The following is a 14,007-nucleotide window of genomic DNA, read 5'->3' as shown; positions in this document are numbered from 1 at the left end:
CATGAGTTCAATCGTCGCAATCAAAGGTTTTAATGACATTCTCCCTACGCAAAGTCCTGCATGGAGACGTCTAGAACAGCATCTATCAAGCCTGATGGATGCTTATGGTTATCAGCAAATTCGCTTGCCGATTGTGGAGCAGACTCATCTGTTCAAACGTTCTATTGGTGATGCAACGGATATCGTTGAAAAAGAAATGTACACATTCTTAGACAAAGGTAATCCGCCTGAGTCTTTGACTTTGCGTCCTGAAGGAACAGCAGGGTGTGTGCGTGCAATGCTTGAACATAACTTACTTCGTGGTGCTACACCGCGTGTATGGTATGTCGGCCCAATGTTCCGCTATGAAAAACCACAAAAAGGTCGCTACCGTCAGTTCCATCAATTTGGCGTAGAAACTTTTGGTGTTGCAACACCAGATCAAGATGCAGAATTGATTTTAATGACTGCACGTTTGTGGAAACGCATGGGCGTTGCAGATAAAGTTCAATTAGAACTCAATACTTTAGGTGAGTCTGATGAACGTGCAGCTTATCGTGCAGCATTGGTTGAATTCTTAGAGTCACATAAAAATGATTTAGATGAAGATTCACAGCGTCGTCTAACCACGAATCCACTGCGTATTTTGGATTCTAAAGATGCAAAAACACAAAGCATTTTGGAAAATGCGCCAAAACTTCACGACTTTATGGGTGAAGAAACGTTGGCTCACTTTGCTCAATTACAGCAGTATTTGACTGATGCTGGTATTGGTTTTGTGATCAATCAAAAATTGGTTCGTGGTCTCGACTATTACAACAAAACGGTCTTTGAATGGACAACTACACACTTAGGTTCTCAAGGAACGGTATGTGCTGGTGGTCGTTATGATGGTTTAGTGGGTCAGCTAAAAGGTAAAGCAGACCAGTCGGTGCCTGCTGTTGGTTTTGCAATGGGTATGGAGCGTTTGCTTCTTCTACTTGAACAAGTGGAAGACAATACCCCAGTGCGTGACTGTGAGCTATTCTTGGTTTCAGATCCTGCAACTCAAGGTAAGGCATTGGTACTTGCTGAACAAATTCGTGATCAACTTGAAGCAGCGGGTAGCAACATTCGCTTAAAAGTTGGTTCACAAGGTTCAATGAAATCGCAAATGAAAAAAGCAGACCAATCGGGTGCTTTATTTGCTGTGATTTACGGTGAACGTGAGCAAGCAGCAGGGCAAGTGCTGGTAAAAGAGCTAGCCATTGCAGAACAACACGAAGTGAATGTGGCAGACTTTGTTGCCTTCATTATCGAAAAAATTTCTTCAAAATAATCCCTATAACATAAGGAAAAAGGTAATTTCATGAGCGCATTGAGTGAAGAAGAACAACTTGATAATTTAAAATCGTTTGCTAAAAAATATGGCTCTGCCATTGTTAGCGGCATTTTAATTGCGTTGATTGCCTTTTTCGGATGGGAATACTGGCAGAAGAAAACTTTGGCTGAATCGCAAATGCAAACAGCCAAAGTCCAGCAGTTAATGGATGATGCTCAGTCGGCGACGGGTGACGCTTTTACACAACTTTCTGCGACTGCAGATAAAATTGTAAAAGAAGCGCCAGATTCGCCACAAGCCATCCAAACTCAGTTGCTTATGGCAAAATTGGCGTATGATAAAGCGGATTATGCCAATGCTGAGAAAGCTTTGAAAAAAGTTGAAAATTCAAAAGTTGATGATGCAGGCTTAATTCAATTGGTGAAATTACGTTTGGCGTATGCACAATTGGCACAAAAGAAATTTGATGAAGCATTAAAAACCTTAGATGCAGTTAAAGAACCTGCTTTTCAAGCGACTGCAGATGAAGCCCGTGGCGACGTCTATGTTGCGAAAAATGATATCGAAAATGCAAAGAAAGTTTATCAAAGTGCATGGGATGCTTTGGTTGAGCGACAAGAAGAACGTCAAATTTTACAAATTAAACTCGAAAGTGTAGGCGTTTTAGTTGATGATCCTGAAATTGAACGTCCGATTATAGATACACAAGTGGAAGCAACTGAATGAATAGAAAATACAAAATTACCTGTGCGCTGACAGTTTTAACACTTGCTTTGGCTGGTTGTGCAAATAAAGGAAAAGTAGAAAAAGTAAAACCAAATCCTTTACCAAAACTGGAACAGGCAAAAACTTTAGCACCTGTATTTTCAAACAGTGTGGCTTCAACTGAAGAAGCAGATCCACTGCGTTTACGTATGGATGCAGATAATGGCGTTGTTTTTAGCGTAAATCCTAATGGTGAAGTTCAAGCCTACAAAGGCAAAGAGCGTTTATGGCAGAAGAAAATCTCTAAACAAGGTTTGACTGCAGGTGTAGAAGCAGCTGACGGAATTGTGGTTGTTGGTAATGCAAAAGGTCAATTATTTGCATTAGATCAGGCAACAGGTGAACAAAAGTGGACTGCGCAATTAACCGGCGCGTTACTTTCACCGTCATTGATTCAAGCAGGTCGCGTTATTTCAGTTACCAATGATGGTACGGTATACGCAAACGATGTGGCAACGGGCCAACAAACTTGGACCTATAACTTGCCAAATGTGCAGTTTAGTTTACGTGGTATGGCAGCACCGGTATCACTCGATGCGCGTCATGTTCTCATCGCTTCTTCAAATGCCTATATCTATGTGATTGATGCATTGAGCGGTATTCCGAAAATGCAGCGTCGTGTTGCAGTGTCAGACGGTCGTTCAGATGTACAACGTCTCATTGATATTGACGGTGAACCGACTGTAGCAGGTCAATTTTTAATTACCACCAGTTACCAAGGCCAAGTGACAGCACTTGATCTTGCATCACAACAAGTGATCTGGAGTAATGATGCGAGCAGTATTCAGCGTCCTGAAGTTGCAGGCAATGGTGTCTTTGTGACACAAACTGATGGTAAAATTGTGGCTTACGAAATTACCACTGGTCAAACATTGTGGGAAAATGACCAATTGCTTAATCGTAATTTGAGTAACCCAGTGATGTTAGGTCAAGACCTTGTGGTTGGTGATCTGGATGGTGTACTTCACTTAATCAACCCAGCGACAGGTGAATTGGTTGGTCGTTCTAAAACCAGTGGTGAAGTACGTTCACTACGTGTGATTGACAACCAATTATATGTGTCGACACGTAAGGGTGCATTAAGCATTTGGCAGAACCGTTAATTTTTCTGCGGCTTATGTTAAAATAAGCCAAACCGTATTTTTAACGCGGGGGATTGAATCATCAATGCCCCGTGTTTTTATTTATTTTAGGCATTTATCCTATTTCCATTCTTCCTAAGCTTTCTGATGTTCAGACCAGACCAAACTGGCTGATCTGGAATAAAGGTTAATCTATGAAACCCGTAATTGCGCTCATTGGTCGTCCGAACGTCGGAAAATCAACGTTGTTTAACCAGATAACCAAGAGCCGTGATGCTCTCGTTGCTGACTTTGCCGGTCTGACTCGTGACCGTAAGTATGGTGACGCGACTTATCAAAATAAATCCTTCATCGTCGTTGATACTGGGGGTATTGGCGAAACTGAAGGCGGTATCGACTCGTACATGGCAGAACAGTCAAAAACTGCCATCAATGAAGCAGATATTATTGTCTTCGTTGTTGATGCTCGCGCAGGCTTATTGGCATCTGATGAGCAAATTGCACGTGACTTACGTACGCTGGGTAAAAAAGTTTATCTTGTTGCCAACAAAGTTGATGGTGTACATGCCGAAGCAGCTTTAGTTGAATTCTTTAAATTGGGTATGGGTGAACCACTTCAAGTGGCTGCCAGCCATGGTCGTGGTGTTCAGCAAATGCTTGAAGAAGTGTTGGCTGATGTACCTGAAGATGAAAGTGAAGAACAACACGATAAAGACACAGGCTTACGTTTAGCGATTATTGGTCGTCCAAACGTGGGTAAATCGACTCTAGTGAACCGTTTGTTGGGTGAAGACCGTGTGGTTGCATTTGACCAACCAGGTACTACACGTGACTCGATTTATATCCCATTTGAACGTGATGGCCGTAAATACACATTAATCGATACTGCGGGTGTACGTCGTAAAGGTAAAGTGGACGAAATGATCGAGAAATTCTCGATTGTGAAAACTTTACAAGCGATGAAAGATGCGCATGTTGTGGTTATTGTTGTCGATGCACGTGAAGGGATCGTTGAGCAAGACTTGCATTTAATTGGTTATGCGCTTGAAGCAGGCCGTGCGATGGTGATTGCCATCAACAAATGGGACAACATGTCTGACTACGACCGTAAACAATGTAAATTAGATGTTGAACGTCGTTTTGACTTTATTCCATGGGCAAAAATTCACTTAATTTCTGCACTTCACGGTACAGGTGTTGGTGATCTTTATCCATCGATCCACCGTGCTTATGATTCTTCGCATTTGAAAGTATCACCTGCGAAAATCACTCAGATCTTGAATGATGCAACTGATGCGCACCAACCACCAATGGTTCAAGGTCGTCGTATCAAAATGCGTTATGCGCATATGGGCGGACAAAATCCACCGACGATTGTAATTCATGGTAACAAAGTTGATAAAACGCCAAATGACTATCGTCGTTACCTAGAAAACGTGTTCCGTAAAGTTTATAAACTTGAAGGTACGCCAGTCAAAATTGAATTTAAAACCTCTGATAACCCATTTGAAGGTCGTAAGTCGCAAATCGATGAGCGTACGGCGGCACGTAAACGTCGTTATGTTCAGAAGTTCAAAAAGGCGGAAAAGAAATTCAAACGCTAAGTTTAGATGAACAAAAAAAGCCTGCAGATATGCAGGCTTTTTTATTTCACTTTATTTATCTAAAAAGATGTAGAAATTAGTTTTTACACTTTTTAGCTTGGCGGTAAATATCAATATTATCCAGATTAGCTTGAGCAATTTCCATGGCTTGCTGTGCGCTACTGCTATCCTGTTGTGTATTTTTATTGCCCGAAAAAGCTGTCGCAAATTGTCCCATACGCGCCGCTGTTTCAGATTGACCTGAAAATGCGGATAGCGCGTTGCCAGCAAGACCAGCCCATTTTGAAACTTGATTATTTTGCTGTGCAGACGCTTGGCTTAATGCCAGTTGCGATGCTTCCAATGTACGTTCGAAAGTTTTACGTTCAACGCTCAGATCAGTGCAATCTAAGGTTTTTAAATAACTGGTGCTATAAACACTATTGTTGGTTTGGTTAGCTTGATTGAAATTTGAGGCATAGCCACGGTCTGCTTGAGCTACAGCATTGGCAGCTTCTTGACGGCTTTGATTCATACGCGCTTCAGCTTGGTCCATAATCGCGCCATTTTTGGCACCCATTACTGCAACGGCTGCATCCAATAATCCTGCTTGGGCGAAACATGGTAGGACACAAAGTGAACTGATTAACGTGATTTTTCTTAGCATCTGATTTACCCCGAGTTTTAAATTAAAGTTATAAGAATCTAGAGTATTTTATCAAATTAAAGATGTATTTAAAATATTTATTATAATTAAGTATTTGAATATATTTATAATATTAAGTATTTCTTAAGTGGGTTAAAATATTTTTAAACTGAGTTTTAAAATCTCGACGAGTCAAAGGACCGATGCGCTCATCTGTATTGTGGTGTATTTTGTGTCGGAGAGTCGCATAAAATATAGCGTCATGGACGTAGTGTAAAAGATATTGGATCAATAACTTATGGCGAAAATTCAGCTTGAATATAGTGCAATTACTGACTTCTTCGTGGAGCCGCATGGCTTGAGTCGTCAAGAGGTAATTGCCGTGCGTAAACAAGCCATTTACCAATATCGCAATCAATTACTTGGGCAGCGGCTAAATAGGTCAGTTGAAAATTCAGATTTTTCAAAGTCTGCATTTGGTAAGCCTTTTCTTCCTGATTTTCCACACTTTCATTTTAATCATAGTCATAGCCAGCAGCATTATGTTTTGGCCAGCAGTGAAAAAATCGTCAATATTGGTGTTGATATTGAGGATTTAAATCGAAAAGTTCGTTTTGATGCGATGGCTCAACACAGTTTTCATCCCGAAGAATTGCTTCATTGGGAGAGCTGTGAGCATAATCCTGATTATTGGTTTAAAGTTTGGACCACCAAAGAGGCGGTACTTAAAGCGTCAGGTTTAGGGATTCGAGTGAACCTGAATGAACTGAATACACAGTGTCATCCTGAGCAGAATGGTGGGATGTGTAGTCATCCCGCAATTGGCACTTTTGCTTATCAGAATATTCAACTGCCGCATGTGATGTTGACGGTGGCATGGGAAAGTGAACAATCTTGCCGAGGCTTTCATTTGCCGAAAATTGAGTTGAATGTCTTATAAATCGGTATGAAATAGAAATCACCATGAAAAAAGCCCTGTTCTGGCTGAACAGGGCTTTTTTAAATCAATCTAAACTGGCTTTAGATTAGATTTTGCATTTTTTAGAACCTTGGTAGATACCAATGTTGTCGATGTTTGCTTGAGCAGCAGATTTGTTCGCTTGTTGAAGTTCAAGGTTGCCTGCATCAGAAGTATCTTGCTCACCAGCCAAGCTGTTTGCAATGTTGCCTGCACGAGCAGCTTTTTCAGAGTTACCACCGAAAGCAGCAAGAGCGCCACCCGCTAAACCAGCAAATTTGCTCAATGATTTGCCTGGCGCTTGAGCAGATGCTTGGATGTTTGCAATGTTTTTGTCAGCAGCTTCTAAAGAGCGCTTAGCATTCGCTTTTTCAACAGCAAGAGTTGCACAATCCATCGCTTTTAATTCTGAAGATGCGAATTGAGTTGTAGCAAAAGCAGAAATTGAAATAGAAGTAACAGTTGCAAGAACAAGTAATTTTTTCATGAAATAATTCACTTTTATTGTTAGAAAATAAACGCCCGAAAGTAATGGGCGGGTGAATATTATTCAAAAAAAGGAATTTTGTCCTGTTAAAATGTGACAATTGTGTAACTTTGTGTAATTTGCGTACAAAAATGATTGCAAAATTAAATGATTATTAACACGTTACTATCTAGGTTTTTGTGCAATCCAAATATTACTTAAGCGGTTGACAAATTGCGGGCTAAACTTCGATAAATTAAATAAAAATTTAGCTTTCATCCCCACAGGTGTATGTGTGGCCATTAAGACCGAATCCCGTTTTTGTACCAAGGCATAAATTTGCTGAGCGACATCGCTCGGTTGAAGATTGACCCCCATTTTCTTAATGCTTTGGGCATCCATGTCTTGCACCATCGCGGTTTGAACAAATAAAGGCATCACATCTAAAACGCGAATATTGTATTTTTGCCATTCAATATCCAAGCTTTCAGTGAACCCGCGGACAGCAAATTTAGATGTGGCATAGCTGGCTAAATCAGCTTGTCCATAAATTGCTGAAGCTGAAGAGAGGTTAATCACACGAGCAAAATTGCTTTGTTTTAAATAGGGAAATGCCGCATAGCAACCGTTTATCACCCCTTTGACATTGATATCAATCGTACGGTGGTGTGCAGACAGTTCCGTATGTTCAAAGCTACCTGAATACAGAATTCCGGCATTATTGACTAAGATATTCAGCTGACCTGCCCATGCAACAAATTCAGCTAAAGCGCTTTGCCATTGCTCTGGTTGTGTTACATCTAAATGTCCAGCTTTGGCATGGCTACCGAGTTCGGCAGCTAAGGAGGTAACTTGAGATTGGTTAATGTCGTAGAGCCCAACTTTATAGCCTTGTTGTATGAACAGTCGTGCAATTGCTGCGCCAATCCCTTGTCCTGCACCGCTAATAAAAATACTTTGCATGTTATGCTTCCCTGAATTGAGTTGCTCATTCCCTGAGTGAATTTTGAGCATATCAAATTCTGTAATCGAAACAATGTACTGATGAGTAAATAGCTGGAGTTCACATGGAACAATTATTAGCAGTGATGAAAGAATTACGTGAAAAATGTCCATGGGATCAAAAGCAAACCCCAGAAAGTCTGACTCGTTATGCTATAGAAGAGGCCTATGAAGTTGAAGCGGCGGTTCGTTCAGGTCAGAGTGATGATGTACGAGATGAACTGGGGGATTTATTACTGCAAGTGGTTTTTCAGTCGCAGATGTATAGCGAACAAGGCGCATTTGATTTTCAAGATGTGGTGCAAGCCATTACAGATAAATTAATTCGCCGTCATCCCCATGTGTTTCAGGCAGAGCAGTTCTCAGCACTCAATGCGGATGATGTGGCAACACTATGGAAACAGATTAAACAACAAGAAAAAGCAGGGAAATCAGCATCAAGATTAGATGAAGTTAAACATGCACCTGCATTAAGCCAAGCAGATGAAATTCAAAAAAATGTGGCGAAAATTGGCTTTGATTTTCCAGATATTGAAGGGGCTTATGGCAAGCTTGAGGAAGAGCTGGGGGAATTAAAAGAGGCTTTGGCAGGCAAAAAATCCGACGAAATATTTGATGAATTTGGTGATTGCTTATTTTCTCTGGTGAATGTTGGACGTAAGATTGGCATCTCAAGTGAGATGGCACTTTTAAGTACCATTCATAAATTTAGAAGCCGCTTTGCTTATATTGAAGCACAGGCCACATTACAACAAAAACATGTAGAAGACTTGTCCCTGACTGAAATGGATCAGTTATGGGAACAGGCAAAACAACAATTAAAACAACAGGCTGAATATGTACCACATCCTAAAGAATAAATACTCTACACAATTACTTGTCTTGGTTTTGGGTTTAATGGCAGATTTAACTTTTGCTCAAAGCCCTTCGGGCTACGCGGAATGGAAAGCCATGCAGCAAGCTCAAGATCAGCAATTAAAAAAGCAATCTGAGGCCTCGAAGTCCAAAGCGACAACTGCACCGAGCAATACCAACTATTATTTGTCACGACCCAGCACTCAGCAAAATAGCCGATCAGATCAAGTACGCTTAAATACAGCCTCAGTTGATGAACTGCAAACATTACATGGGATTGGTCAGAAAAAAGCAGAAGCCATTGTGCAATATCGTAAAAGTAATGGCTTATTTAAAAGCATTGATGATATTCAACAGGTTAAGGGAATCGGTCCTGCGCTGTTTGCTAAAAATAAAGCAAAATTGGCACTTTAAGTGAAGTGTAAAAAAAAGAATTAGGTTAAGCTCAGCTTGAGCATCGAGATAATCAAATTGCCCTTTGATTGTGTTAGAGATATCATTAGCGACATCTTAAGAATTTTACGTTCAGACGTAGGAGACAGCGTCTTTTGCAAACTTTGCGCGCGTCCAAATGTGGTTTATCAACCGCACAATTACCTTCTTCCATTTTAGATGTGATTGATGCCTTAACTAAGGCAGGCTATGAAGCTTATATCGTGGGTGGCAGTGTCCGCGACCTAATGTTGGGTCATGCACCTAAAGATTTTGATGCCGTAACTAATGCGACACCAGCTCAGGTGAAAGAAGTCTTCGGGCGACGTTGCCGAATTATTGGTCGTCGTTTTGAGCTGGCGCATGTCTACTCAGGACGTGAACTGATCGAAGTTGCGACCTTCCGTGCGCCGCCTAAAAAAGCCGTGACTTCTGCTGCGGGCATGATTTTACGTGATAATAATTGGGGTACGATTGAGCAAGACTTTGCACGTCGTGACTTCTCGATCAATGCAATGTATTACCAACCACGCAAAGGTGAAGTGCTAGATTTTTGTCATGCAGTAGATGACATTAAGCATAAAACGTTGCGTTTATTGGGTGATCCACAATTACGTTTTGAAGAAGATCCTGTGCGGATGCTTCGGACTTTACGTTTTGCAGCCAAATTAAACTTTAATATTGATCAAAAAATTCTGGATGTCTTTACTCCAGAACTTACTCAATTGCTGCGTGATGTGTCTCCACATCGTTTATACGACGAGTCACAAAAACTCTTTACTATGGGGCATCTCAATCGCGTCTTACCGATGCTGATCGATTTTGGTATTTGGTATCAGTTATTTGCAGATATCAAACCGGTCGTAACCCCATTTATTGAGTTGGCTGCAAAAAATACCGATCAACGTATTTCGATTGGGAAAACCATTAACCCTGCATTTTTCTATGCCGTGTTATTGTGGATTCCGTTCCAAGAGCGTTGTAAGTTCTATCTCAATAAAGGTGTTGTTCCTGCTGAAGCACGTGCTCAAGCAGGCTTGGATGTATTGAAACGTCAGGCTACACGAACCATTATTCCACGCTTTGCCGAAACATTTATTCGTGAAGTTTGGGAAATGCAAACCCGTTTACTAAGTCCAAAACCACAGCAAATTGAAGCACTTTCAGGTCATGCACGTTTCCGTGCAGGCTTTGACTTTCTGCTGCTGCGTGAAAAATCGGGCGATACAAGCACGCAAGGCATGGGGCAGTGGTGGGATGCTTATCAGCAGATGAGCACTGACGAAAAAGAACGAGCAATTAGCCAATACAATCGTCAACGTGCCAAGAGTCGTCGTAAAGCGGCGCATGAAGATGTGGAAGCCAAAACTTCTACTCATCAGCAAGTTGAAATTGAACCGCTGGTGAATGAACCAGAAAGCAGAAGTCGCCGTCAACGTAAGCCTAAATCACATGCCAATAGTCTAGAGACAGTGTCAATCGTTGCAGCGTCAGCCAGTGGTGAAATTGGTGCAGATCATCCGATTTTAAAACGTAAACGTGTGAAACGAGATTTGACTCAGGTTATTTTTGGGCCAACACAATGACGCTGACATATATTGGTTTAGGCAGTAATTTAGGTGATTCTCAGCAGATTCTCAGTGAAGCGGTGCATAAACTTGCAACACTCGGAACAGTGAAAGTCTCAAAACTGTATCAAAGCCCGCCAATGGGGCCACAAGATCAGCCGAATTATTTAAATGCAGCGGTTGCATTAGAAACGGATCTAGCGCCTTTGGCCTTGTTGGATGAATTGCAACGCTTTGAACAAGAGTCGGGGCGTGTACGCCTACGTCATTGGGGGGAGCGTACACTGGATTTAGATTTACTGATTTATGGTGAACAGCACATTCAAAATGAACGTTTGACGGTGCCTCATGTTGGTGTTTTAGAACGTGATTTTGTGTTGAAACCTTTGTTGGATTTAGATGAGAATCTACAGATTAAAGGACAACCATTAAAAGATTTACCTATTTTGAATAATCCAAATTTAACTGTATTGGATGCAGGAAACTGGGCCCATCTTTAATTTTTGTATGACCACTTGAGAAAGCCGTCATCTGAGGAATATTGAAATGATTAGTCTAAGTGACTTGAAAAAATTTAAAGCGGAAGGCCGCAAATTCTCCTGCCTGACTTGCTATGATGCGAGCATGGCAAAAGCAATGGAAGTTGCTGAAGTCGATAGTATTCTGATTGGTGATTCATTGGGGATGACCATTCAAGGGAATGACTCAACTTTGCCTGTCACTGTTGAAGATATGGTATATCACACTGCTGCAGTGCGTCGTGGCAATAAACATGCGTTTATTTTGACTGATTTGCCATTTATGACCTATGCCACTTTGAATGACGCTTTGGTGAATTCAAAGACCGTGATGCAAGCAGGCGCACAGATGGTCAAATTGGAAGGTGGTGCATGGTTGTCAGAAACAGTTGAAGTATTGACCCGTAATGGTATTCCAGTGTGTGTGCATTTAGGGTTAACTCCGCAATCGGTTCATGTGTTTGGCGGTTATAAAGTGCAAGCACGTACACGCGAAACCGCGGATCAACTCATTGCAGATTGTAAAGCTGTGGTTGATGCAGGTGCAGCAATTTTACTTTTGGAATGTGTTCCTGCCCAAGTGGGTAAAGAAATTAGTGAATTATTCCCAAATACACCTGTGATTGGGATCGGTGCCGGTGCAGAAACGGATGCTCAAGTCTTGGTTCAACAAGATATGTTGGGACTAACGTTTAGTCACGTGGCGAAATTTGTTCGCAACTTTATGAAAGAGCAAGCAGGGGAAACAGCAATTGTGGATGCGTTTAAGGCGTATCATGCTGCCGTACTTGATGGTAGTTTCCCTGCCAAAGAACATACATTCCAAATTGAGCTGTAAGACATGAAAACTGAAACAACGATTCAAGGTTTAAGTGCATCGCTAAATCCAGCACGTGCTGCGCGCAAAATCATTGGTTTTGTACCAACGATGGGGAACTTGCATGAAGGTCACCTTAATTTAGTTCGTGAAGCACGTAAACTGTGTGATGTCGTGGTAGTGAGTATTTTCGTTAACCCAATTCAGTTTGGTCCAAATGAAGACTTTGACAACTATCCACGTACTTTGGAACAAGATCAGCACTTATTGGCTGAAGTGGGTTGTGACATCGTGTTTGCACCGACTGTTGAACAAATGTATGGCAACAAACCGCGCTTAACCAATATTAGCGTGGGCGGCATTACCAATGATTTGTGTGGCGAACAGCGTCCGGGTCATTTTGACGGTGTTGCTGTTGTTGTGACAAAACTCTTTAATATTGTTCAACCGAATTTTGCATTCTTTGGGCAAAAAGATTACCAGCAACTTGCAGTGATTCGTCAGTTTGTACGTGACTTAAATATTCCACTAGAAGTGATTGGTGTGCCGATTACTCGTGCTGAAGATGGTTTGGCATTGAGTTCACGCAATGGTTATTTAAGTGCGGAAAATCGTGCGATTGCACCAACGATTTACCAAAGCTTGAAAACGGCTGAGGCAGAATTACATGCTGGAACTCAGCTTGCAGATGTGTTAGCGAATATTAAAGCAACATTGACAGCGGCGGGTTTTGTTGTGGACTATGTTGAAGCACGTACACCTGAATTACAGAAAATTGAAGAATTTGATCAAGACGTGGTGTTGTTTATTGCGGCTAAATTAGGCGCAACACGTCTTATTGATAATATGCAGGTTAAATATACTGCAGTTTAAAACGGCTATGGGGTAGCAAGCGATGAAGCGCATTTTAATTGTTACAGGACAATCTGGATCTGGAAAGTCATCTGCATTACAGATACTTGAGGATTTGGGCTATTACTGTATCGATAATTTGCCATTGGCCTTACTCCCCGAAATTGTTGAAAAACTTGATTCAGAAAATAATCTTGAACAATTGGCACTGGGTGTGGATGTCCGCAGTACACGTGCAGATTTACAAGAGTTCGATTTGGTTTTTCAACAGCTACAACGCCATGGCTCAGTCGATATTATTTATTTGACCACGCGTGATCAGGAATTGATTGCGCGATTCAGTTCATCTCGACGTCCCCATCCGTTGGCAAGTCGTTTCAAAAGTTTAAATGAGTGCATACAGGAAGAAAAATCTTTACTGTTGCCGATTCAATTACGCTCGACAGTACATATTGATACTACAGATAAGAGCGTACATGATTTAAAACATACCTTGCTGTCTAAACTTGGACAGGCAGATAATTTAATATTGATCTTACAGTCTTTTGGCTATAAGCATGGTATTCCACTCGATGCAGATTATGTTTTTGACGTCCGTCATTTGCCCAATCCGCACTGGGATATGGAATTACGTAAGTATTCAGGATTAGATGAGCCAGTTCGTCAATTTTTACAGCAAAGTGAACAAACCAATGAAATGTTCCAAGATATTTATAATTTCTTGGATAAATGGCTGCCGGCATTTGCCGAAGGGCATCGTCATTACATGACGGTGTCGATCGGTTGTACAGGTGGGCAACACCGTTCGGTATATATCGTAGATAGACTAAAAAAAGCACTTGAGGCAAAATGGTCTATTCAGGTTCTACATAGAGAAATGAAGCACTGGTCATGATCGACACAACTGTTGACGTAATTAATAAACTGGGTTTACATGCGCGTGCATCTGGCAAGCTAATCGAAGTCACGACCAAATTTCGCTCGTCGATTCAAATTGGTAAGGGTGGAAAATTAGTAGATGCCAAAAATATTATGTCTTTGCTGATGCTTGGCGCAGGCAAGGGCACAACTTTACGCTTAGTGATTGAAGGTGCAGATGAAGAAAAAGCTTTATCTGAAATTCAAGCACTGTTTGCGGCAAAATTTTACGAGGCAGATTAAAC

Annotated in this window: 16 protein-coding genes; 13 read left to right on the top strand and 3 right to left on the bottom strand. The window is 41.4% G+C overall.

Annotation, left to right across the window (positions count from 1 at the left end; all coding sequences use genetic code 11):
- Position 1: 1 nt before the first annotated feature.
- The 4 genes from hisS (at position 2) to der (ending at position 4,751) form a co-directional block, all read left to right on the top strand.
- A complete protein-coding gene (hisS, locus tag AVJ20_RS07345) occupies positions 2-1,297 on the top strand; it encodes a histidine--tRNA ligase (RefSeq protein ID WP_078189609.1) in 1,296 nt (431 codons plus the stop codon).
- A gap of 30 nt (positions 1,298-1,327) precedes the next feature.
- On the top strand, positions 1,328-2,026 hold the full coding sequence (locus tag AVJ20_RS07340) for a YfgM family protein (protein ID WP_111884743.1): 699 nt from the start codon (positions 1,328-1,330) through the stop codon (positions 2,024-2,026).
- A complete protein-coding gene (gene bamB, locus AVJ20_RS07335) occupies positions 2,023-3,168 on the top strand; it encodes an outer membrane protein assembly factor BamB (RefSeq protein ID WP_078189607.1) in 1,146 nt (381 codons plus the stop codon). The genes AVJ20_RS07340 and bamB overlap by 4 nt, the downstream gene beginning before the upstream one ends.
- Before the next feature lie 173 nt (positions 3,169-3,341).
- Complete coding sequence (gene der / locus AVJ20_RS07330; RefSeq protein ID WP_111884742.1) at positions 3,342-4,751, top strand: ribosome biogenesis GTPase Der; 1,410 nt, start codon at positions 3,342-3,344, stop codon at positions 4,749-4,751.
- 76 nt (positions 4,752-4,827) lie between these two features.
- On the opposite strand, the gene AVJ20_RS07325 is transcribed toward der, so the two are convergent.
- Entirely contained in the window at positions 4,828-5,397 is a 570-nt protein-coding gene (locus AVJ20_RS07325) for a hypothetical protein (RefSeq protein WP_111884741.1), read from the bottom strand.
- A gap of 277 nt (positions 5,398-5,674) precedes the next feature.
- Between AVJ20_RS07325 and AVJ20_RS07320 the strand changes: the two genes are divergently transcribed.
- Entirely contained in the window at positions 5,675-6,316 is a 642-nt protein-coding gene (locus AVJ20_RS07320) for a 4'-phosphopantetheinyl transferase family protein (protein ID WP_111884740.1), read from the top strand.
- An 85-nt stretch (positions 6,317-6,401) separates the two neighbouring features.
- Here the strand turns inward: AVJ20_RS07320 and AVJ20_RS07315 are convergent, their stop codons facing one another.
- Both AVJ20_RS07315 and AVJ20_RS07310 read right to left on the bottom strand, forming a co-directional pair.
- Positions 6,402-6,821 carry a hypothetical protein gene (locus AVJ20_RS07315; RefSeq protein ID WP_078192655.1) on the bottom strand — a complete coding sequence of 140 codons (420 nt, stop codon included), beginning with the start codon at positions 6,819-6,821 and terminating at the stop codon, positions 6,402-6,404.
- A 165-nt stretch (positions 6,822-6,986) separates the two neighbouring features.
- On the bottom strand, positions 6,987-7,763 hold the full coding sequence (locus tag AVJ20_RS07310; RefSeq protein WP_111884739.1) for an SDR family oxidoreductase: 777 nt from the start codon (positions 7,761-7,763) through the stop codon (positions 6,987-6,989).
- Between the two features lie 104 nt (positions 7,764-7,867).
- Between AVJ20_RS07310 and mazG the strand changes: the two genes are divergently transcribed.
- The 8 genes from mazG (at position 7,868) to AVJ20_RS07270 (ending at position 14,005) form a co-directional block, all read left to right on the top strand.
- Positions 7,868-8,662, top strand: a complete 795-nt coding sequence (mazG, locus tag AVJ20_RS07305; RefSeq protein ID WP_111884738.1) for a nucleoside triphosphate pyrophosphohydrolase — start codon at positions 7,868-7,870, stop codon at positions 8,660-8,662.
- Complete coding sequence (locus AVJ20_RS07300; RefSeq protein ID WP_111884737.1) at positions 8,640-9,071, top strand: ComEA family DNA-binding protein; 432 nt, start codon at positions 8,640-8,642, stop codon at positions 9,069-9,071. The genes mazG and AVJ20_RS07300 overlap by 23 nt, the downstream gene beginning before the upstream one ends.
- Before the next feature lie 134 nt (positions 9,072-9,205).
- Entirely contained in the window at positions 9,206-10,675 is a 1,470-nt protein-coding gene (gene pcnB / locus AVJ20_RS07295) for a polynucleotide adenylyltransferase PcnB (protein ID WP_111884736.1), read from the top strand.
- Positions 10,672-11,157, top strand: coding sequence for a 2-amino-4-hydroxy-6-hydroxymethyldihydropteridine diphosphokinase (gene folK / locus AVJ20_RS07290; protein ID WP_111884735.1), 486 nt, complete (start codon positions 10,672-10,674; stop codon positions 11,155-11,157). Before pcnB ends, folK begins: the two co-directional genes overlap by 4 nt.
- Positions 11,158-11,203: 46 nt before the next feature.
- A complete protein-coding gene (panB, locus tag AVJ20_RS07285) occupies positions 11,204-12,013 on the top strand; it encodes a 3-methyl-2-oxobutanoate hydroxymethyltransferase (protein ID WP_111884734.1) in 810 nt (269 codons plus the stop codon).
- A 3-nt stretch (positions 12,014-12,016) separates the two neighbouring features.
- Positions 12,017-12,865 (top strand): pantoate--beta-alanine ligase, encoded by an 849-nt coding sequence (gene panC / locus AVJ20_RS07280; RefSeq protein WP_078192648.1) that lies wholly within the window; start codon positions 12,017-12,019, stop codon positions 12,863-12,865.
- Positions 12,866-12,887: 22 nt separating this feature from the next.
- Entirely contained in the window at positions 12,888-13,739 is an 852-nt protein-coding gene (gene rapZ / locus AVJ20_RS07275) for an RNase adapter RapZ (RefSeq protein WP_078189595.1), read from the top strand.
- Positions 13,736-14,005: an HPr family phosphocarrier protein gene (locus AVJ20_RS07270; RefSeq protein ID WP_067763492.1), complete on the top strand. Its 270-nt coding sequence runs from the start codon at positions 13,736-13,738 to the stop codon at positions 14,003-14,005. The genes rapZ and AVJ20_RS07270 overlap by 4 nt, the downstream gene beginning before the upstream one ends.
- Positions 14,006-14,007 lie beyond the last annotated feature (2 nt).

This window comes from Acinetobacter sp. CFCC 11171 (assembly GCF_003268405.1).
Lineage (GTDB): Bacteria > Pseudomonadota > Gammaproteobacteria > Pseudomonadales > Moraxellaceae > Acinetobacter > Acinetobacter amyesii.
This window is presented reverse-complemented; position numbering and strand designations above follow the sequence as displayed.

Coding starts and splice junctions, on each gene's coding strand:
- AVJ20_RS07340 (WP_111884743.1), top strand. CDS start 1,328: ATGAGCGCATTGAGTGAAGAAGAACAACTTGATAATTTAAAATCGTTT.
- panB (WP_111884734.1), top strand. CDS start 11,204: ATGATTAGTCTAAGTGACTTGAAAAAATTTAAAGCGGAAGGCCGCAAA.
- rapZ (WP_078189595.1), top strand. CDS start 12,888: ATGAAGCGCATTTTAATTGTTACAGGACAATCTGGATCTGGAAAGTCA.
- AVJ20_RS07310 (WP_111884739.1), bottom strand. CDS start 7,763: ATGCAAAGTATTTTTATTAGCGGTGCAGGACAAGGGATTGGCGCAGCA.
- AVJ20_RS07320 (WP_111884740.1), top strand. CDS start 5,675: ATGGCGAAAATTCAGCTTGAATATAGTGCAATTACTGACTTCTTCGTG.
- panC (WP_078192648.1), top strand. CDS start 12,017: ATGAAAACTGAAACAACGATTCAAGGTTTAAGTGCATCGCTAAATCCA.
- AVJ20_RS07325 (WP_111884741.1), bottom strand. CDS start 5,397: ATGCTAAGAAAAATCACGTTAATCAGTTCACTTTGTGTCCTACCATGT.
- AVJ20_RS07270 (WP_067763492.1), top strand. CDS start 13,736: ATGATCGACACAACTGTTGACGTAATTAATAAACTGGGTTTACATGCG.
- hisS (WP_078189609.1), top strand. CDS start 2: ATGAGTTCAATCGTCGCAATCAAAGGTTTTAATGACATTCTCCCTACG.
- AVJ20_RS07300 (WP_111884737.1), top strand. CDS start 8,640: ATGTACCACATCCTAAAGAATAAATACTCTACACAATTACTTGTCTTG.
- AVJ20_RS07315 (WP_078192655.1), bottom strand. CDS start 6,821: ATGAAAAAATTACTTGTTCTTGCAACTGTTACTTCTATTTCAATTTCT.
- folK (WP_111884735.1), top strand. CDS start 10,672: ATGACGCTGACATATATTGGTTTAGGCAGTAATTTAGGTGATTCTCAG.
- mazG (WP_111884738.1), top strand. CDS start 7,868: ATGGAACAATTATTAGCAGTGATGAAAGAATTACGTGAAAAATGTCCA.
- bamB (WP_078189607.1), top strand. CDS start 2,023: ATGAATAGAAAATACAAAATTACCTGTGCGCTGACAGTTTTAACACTT.
- der (WP_111884742.1), top strand. CDS start 3,342: ATGAAACCCGTAATTGCGCTCATTGGTCGTCCGAACGTCGGAAAATCA.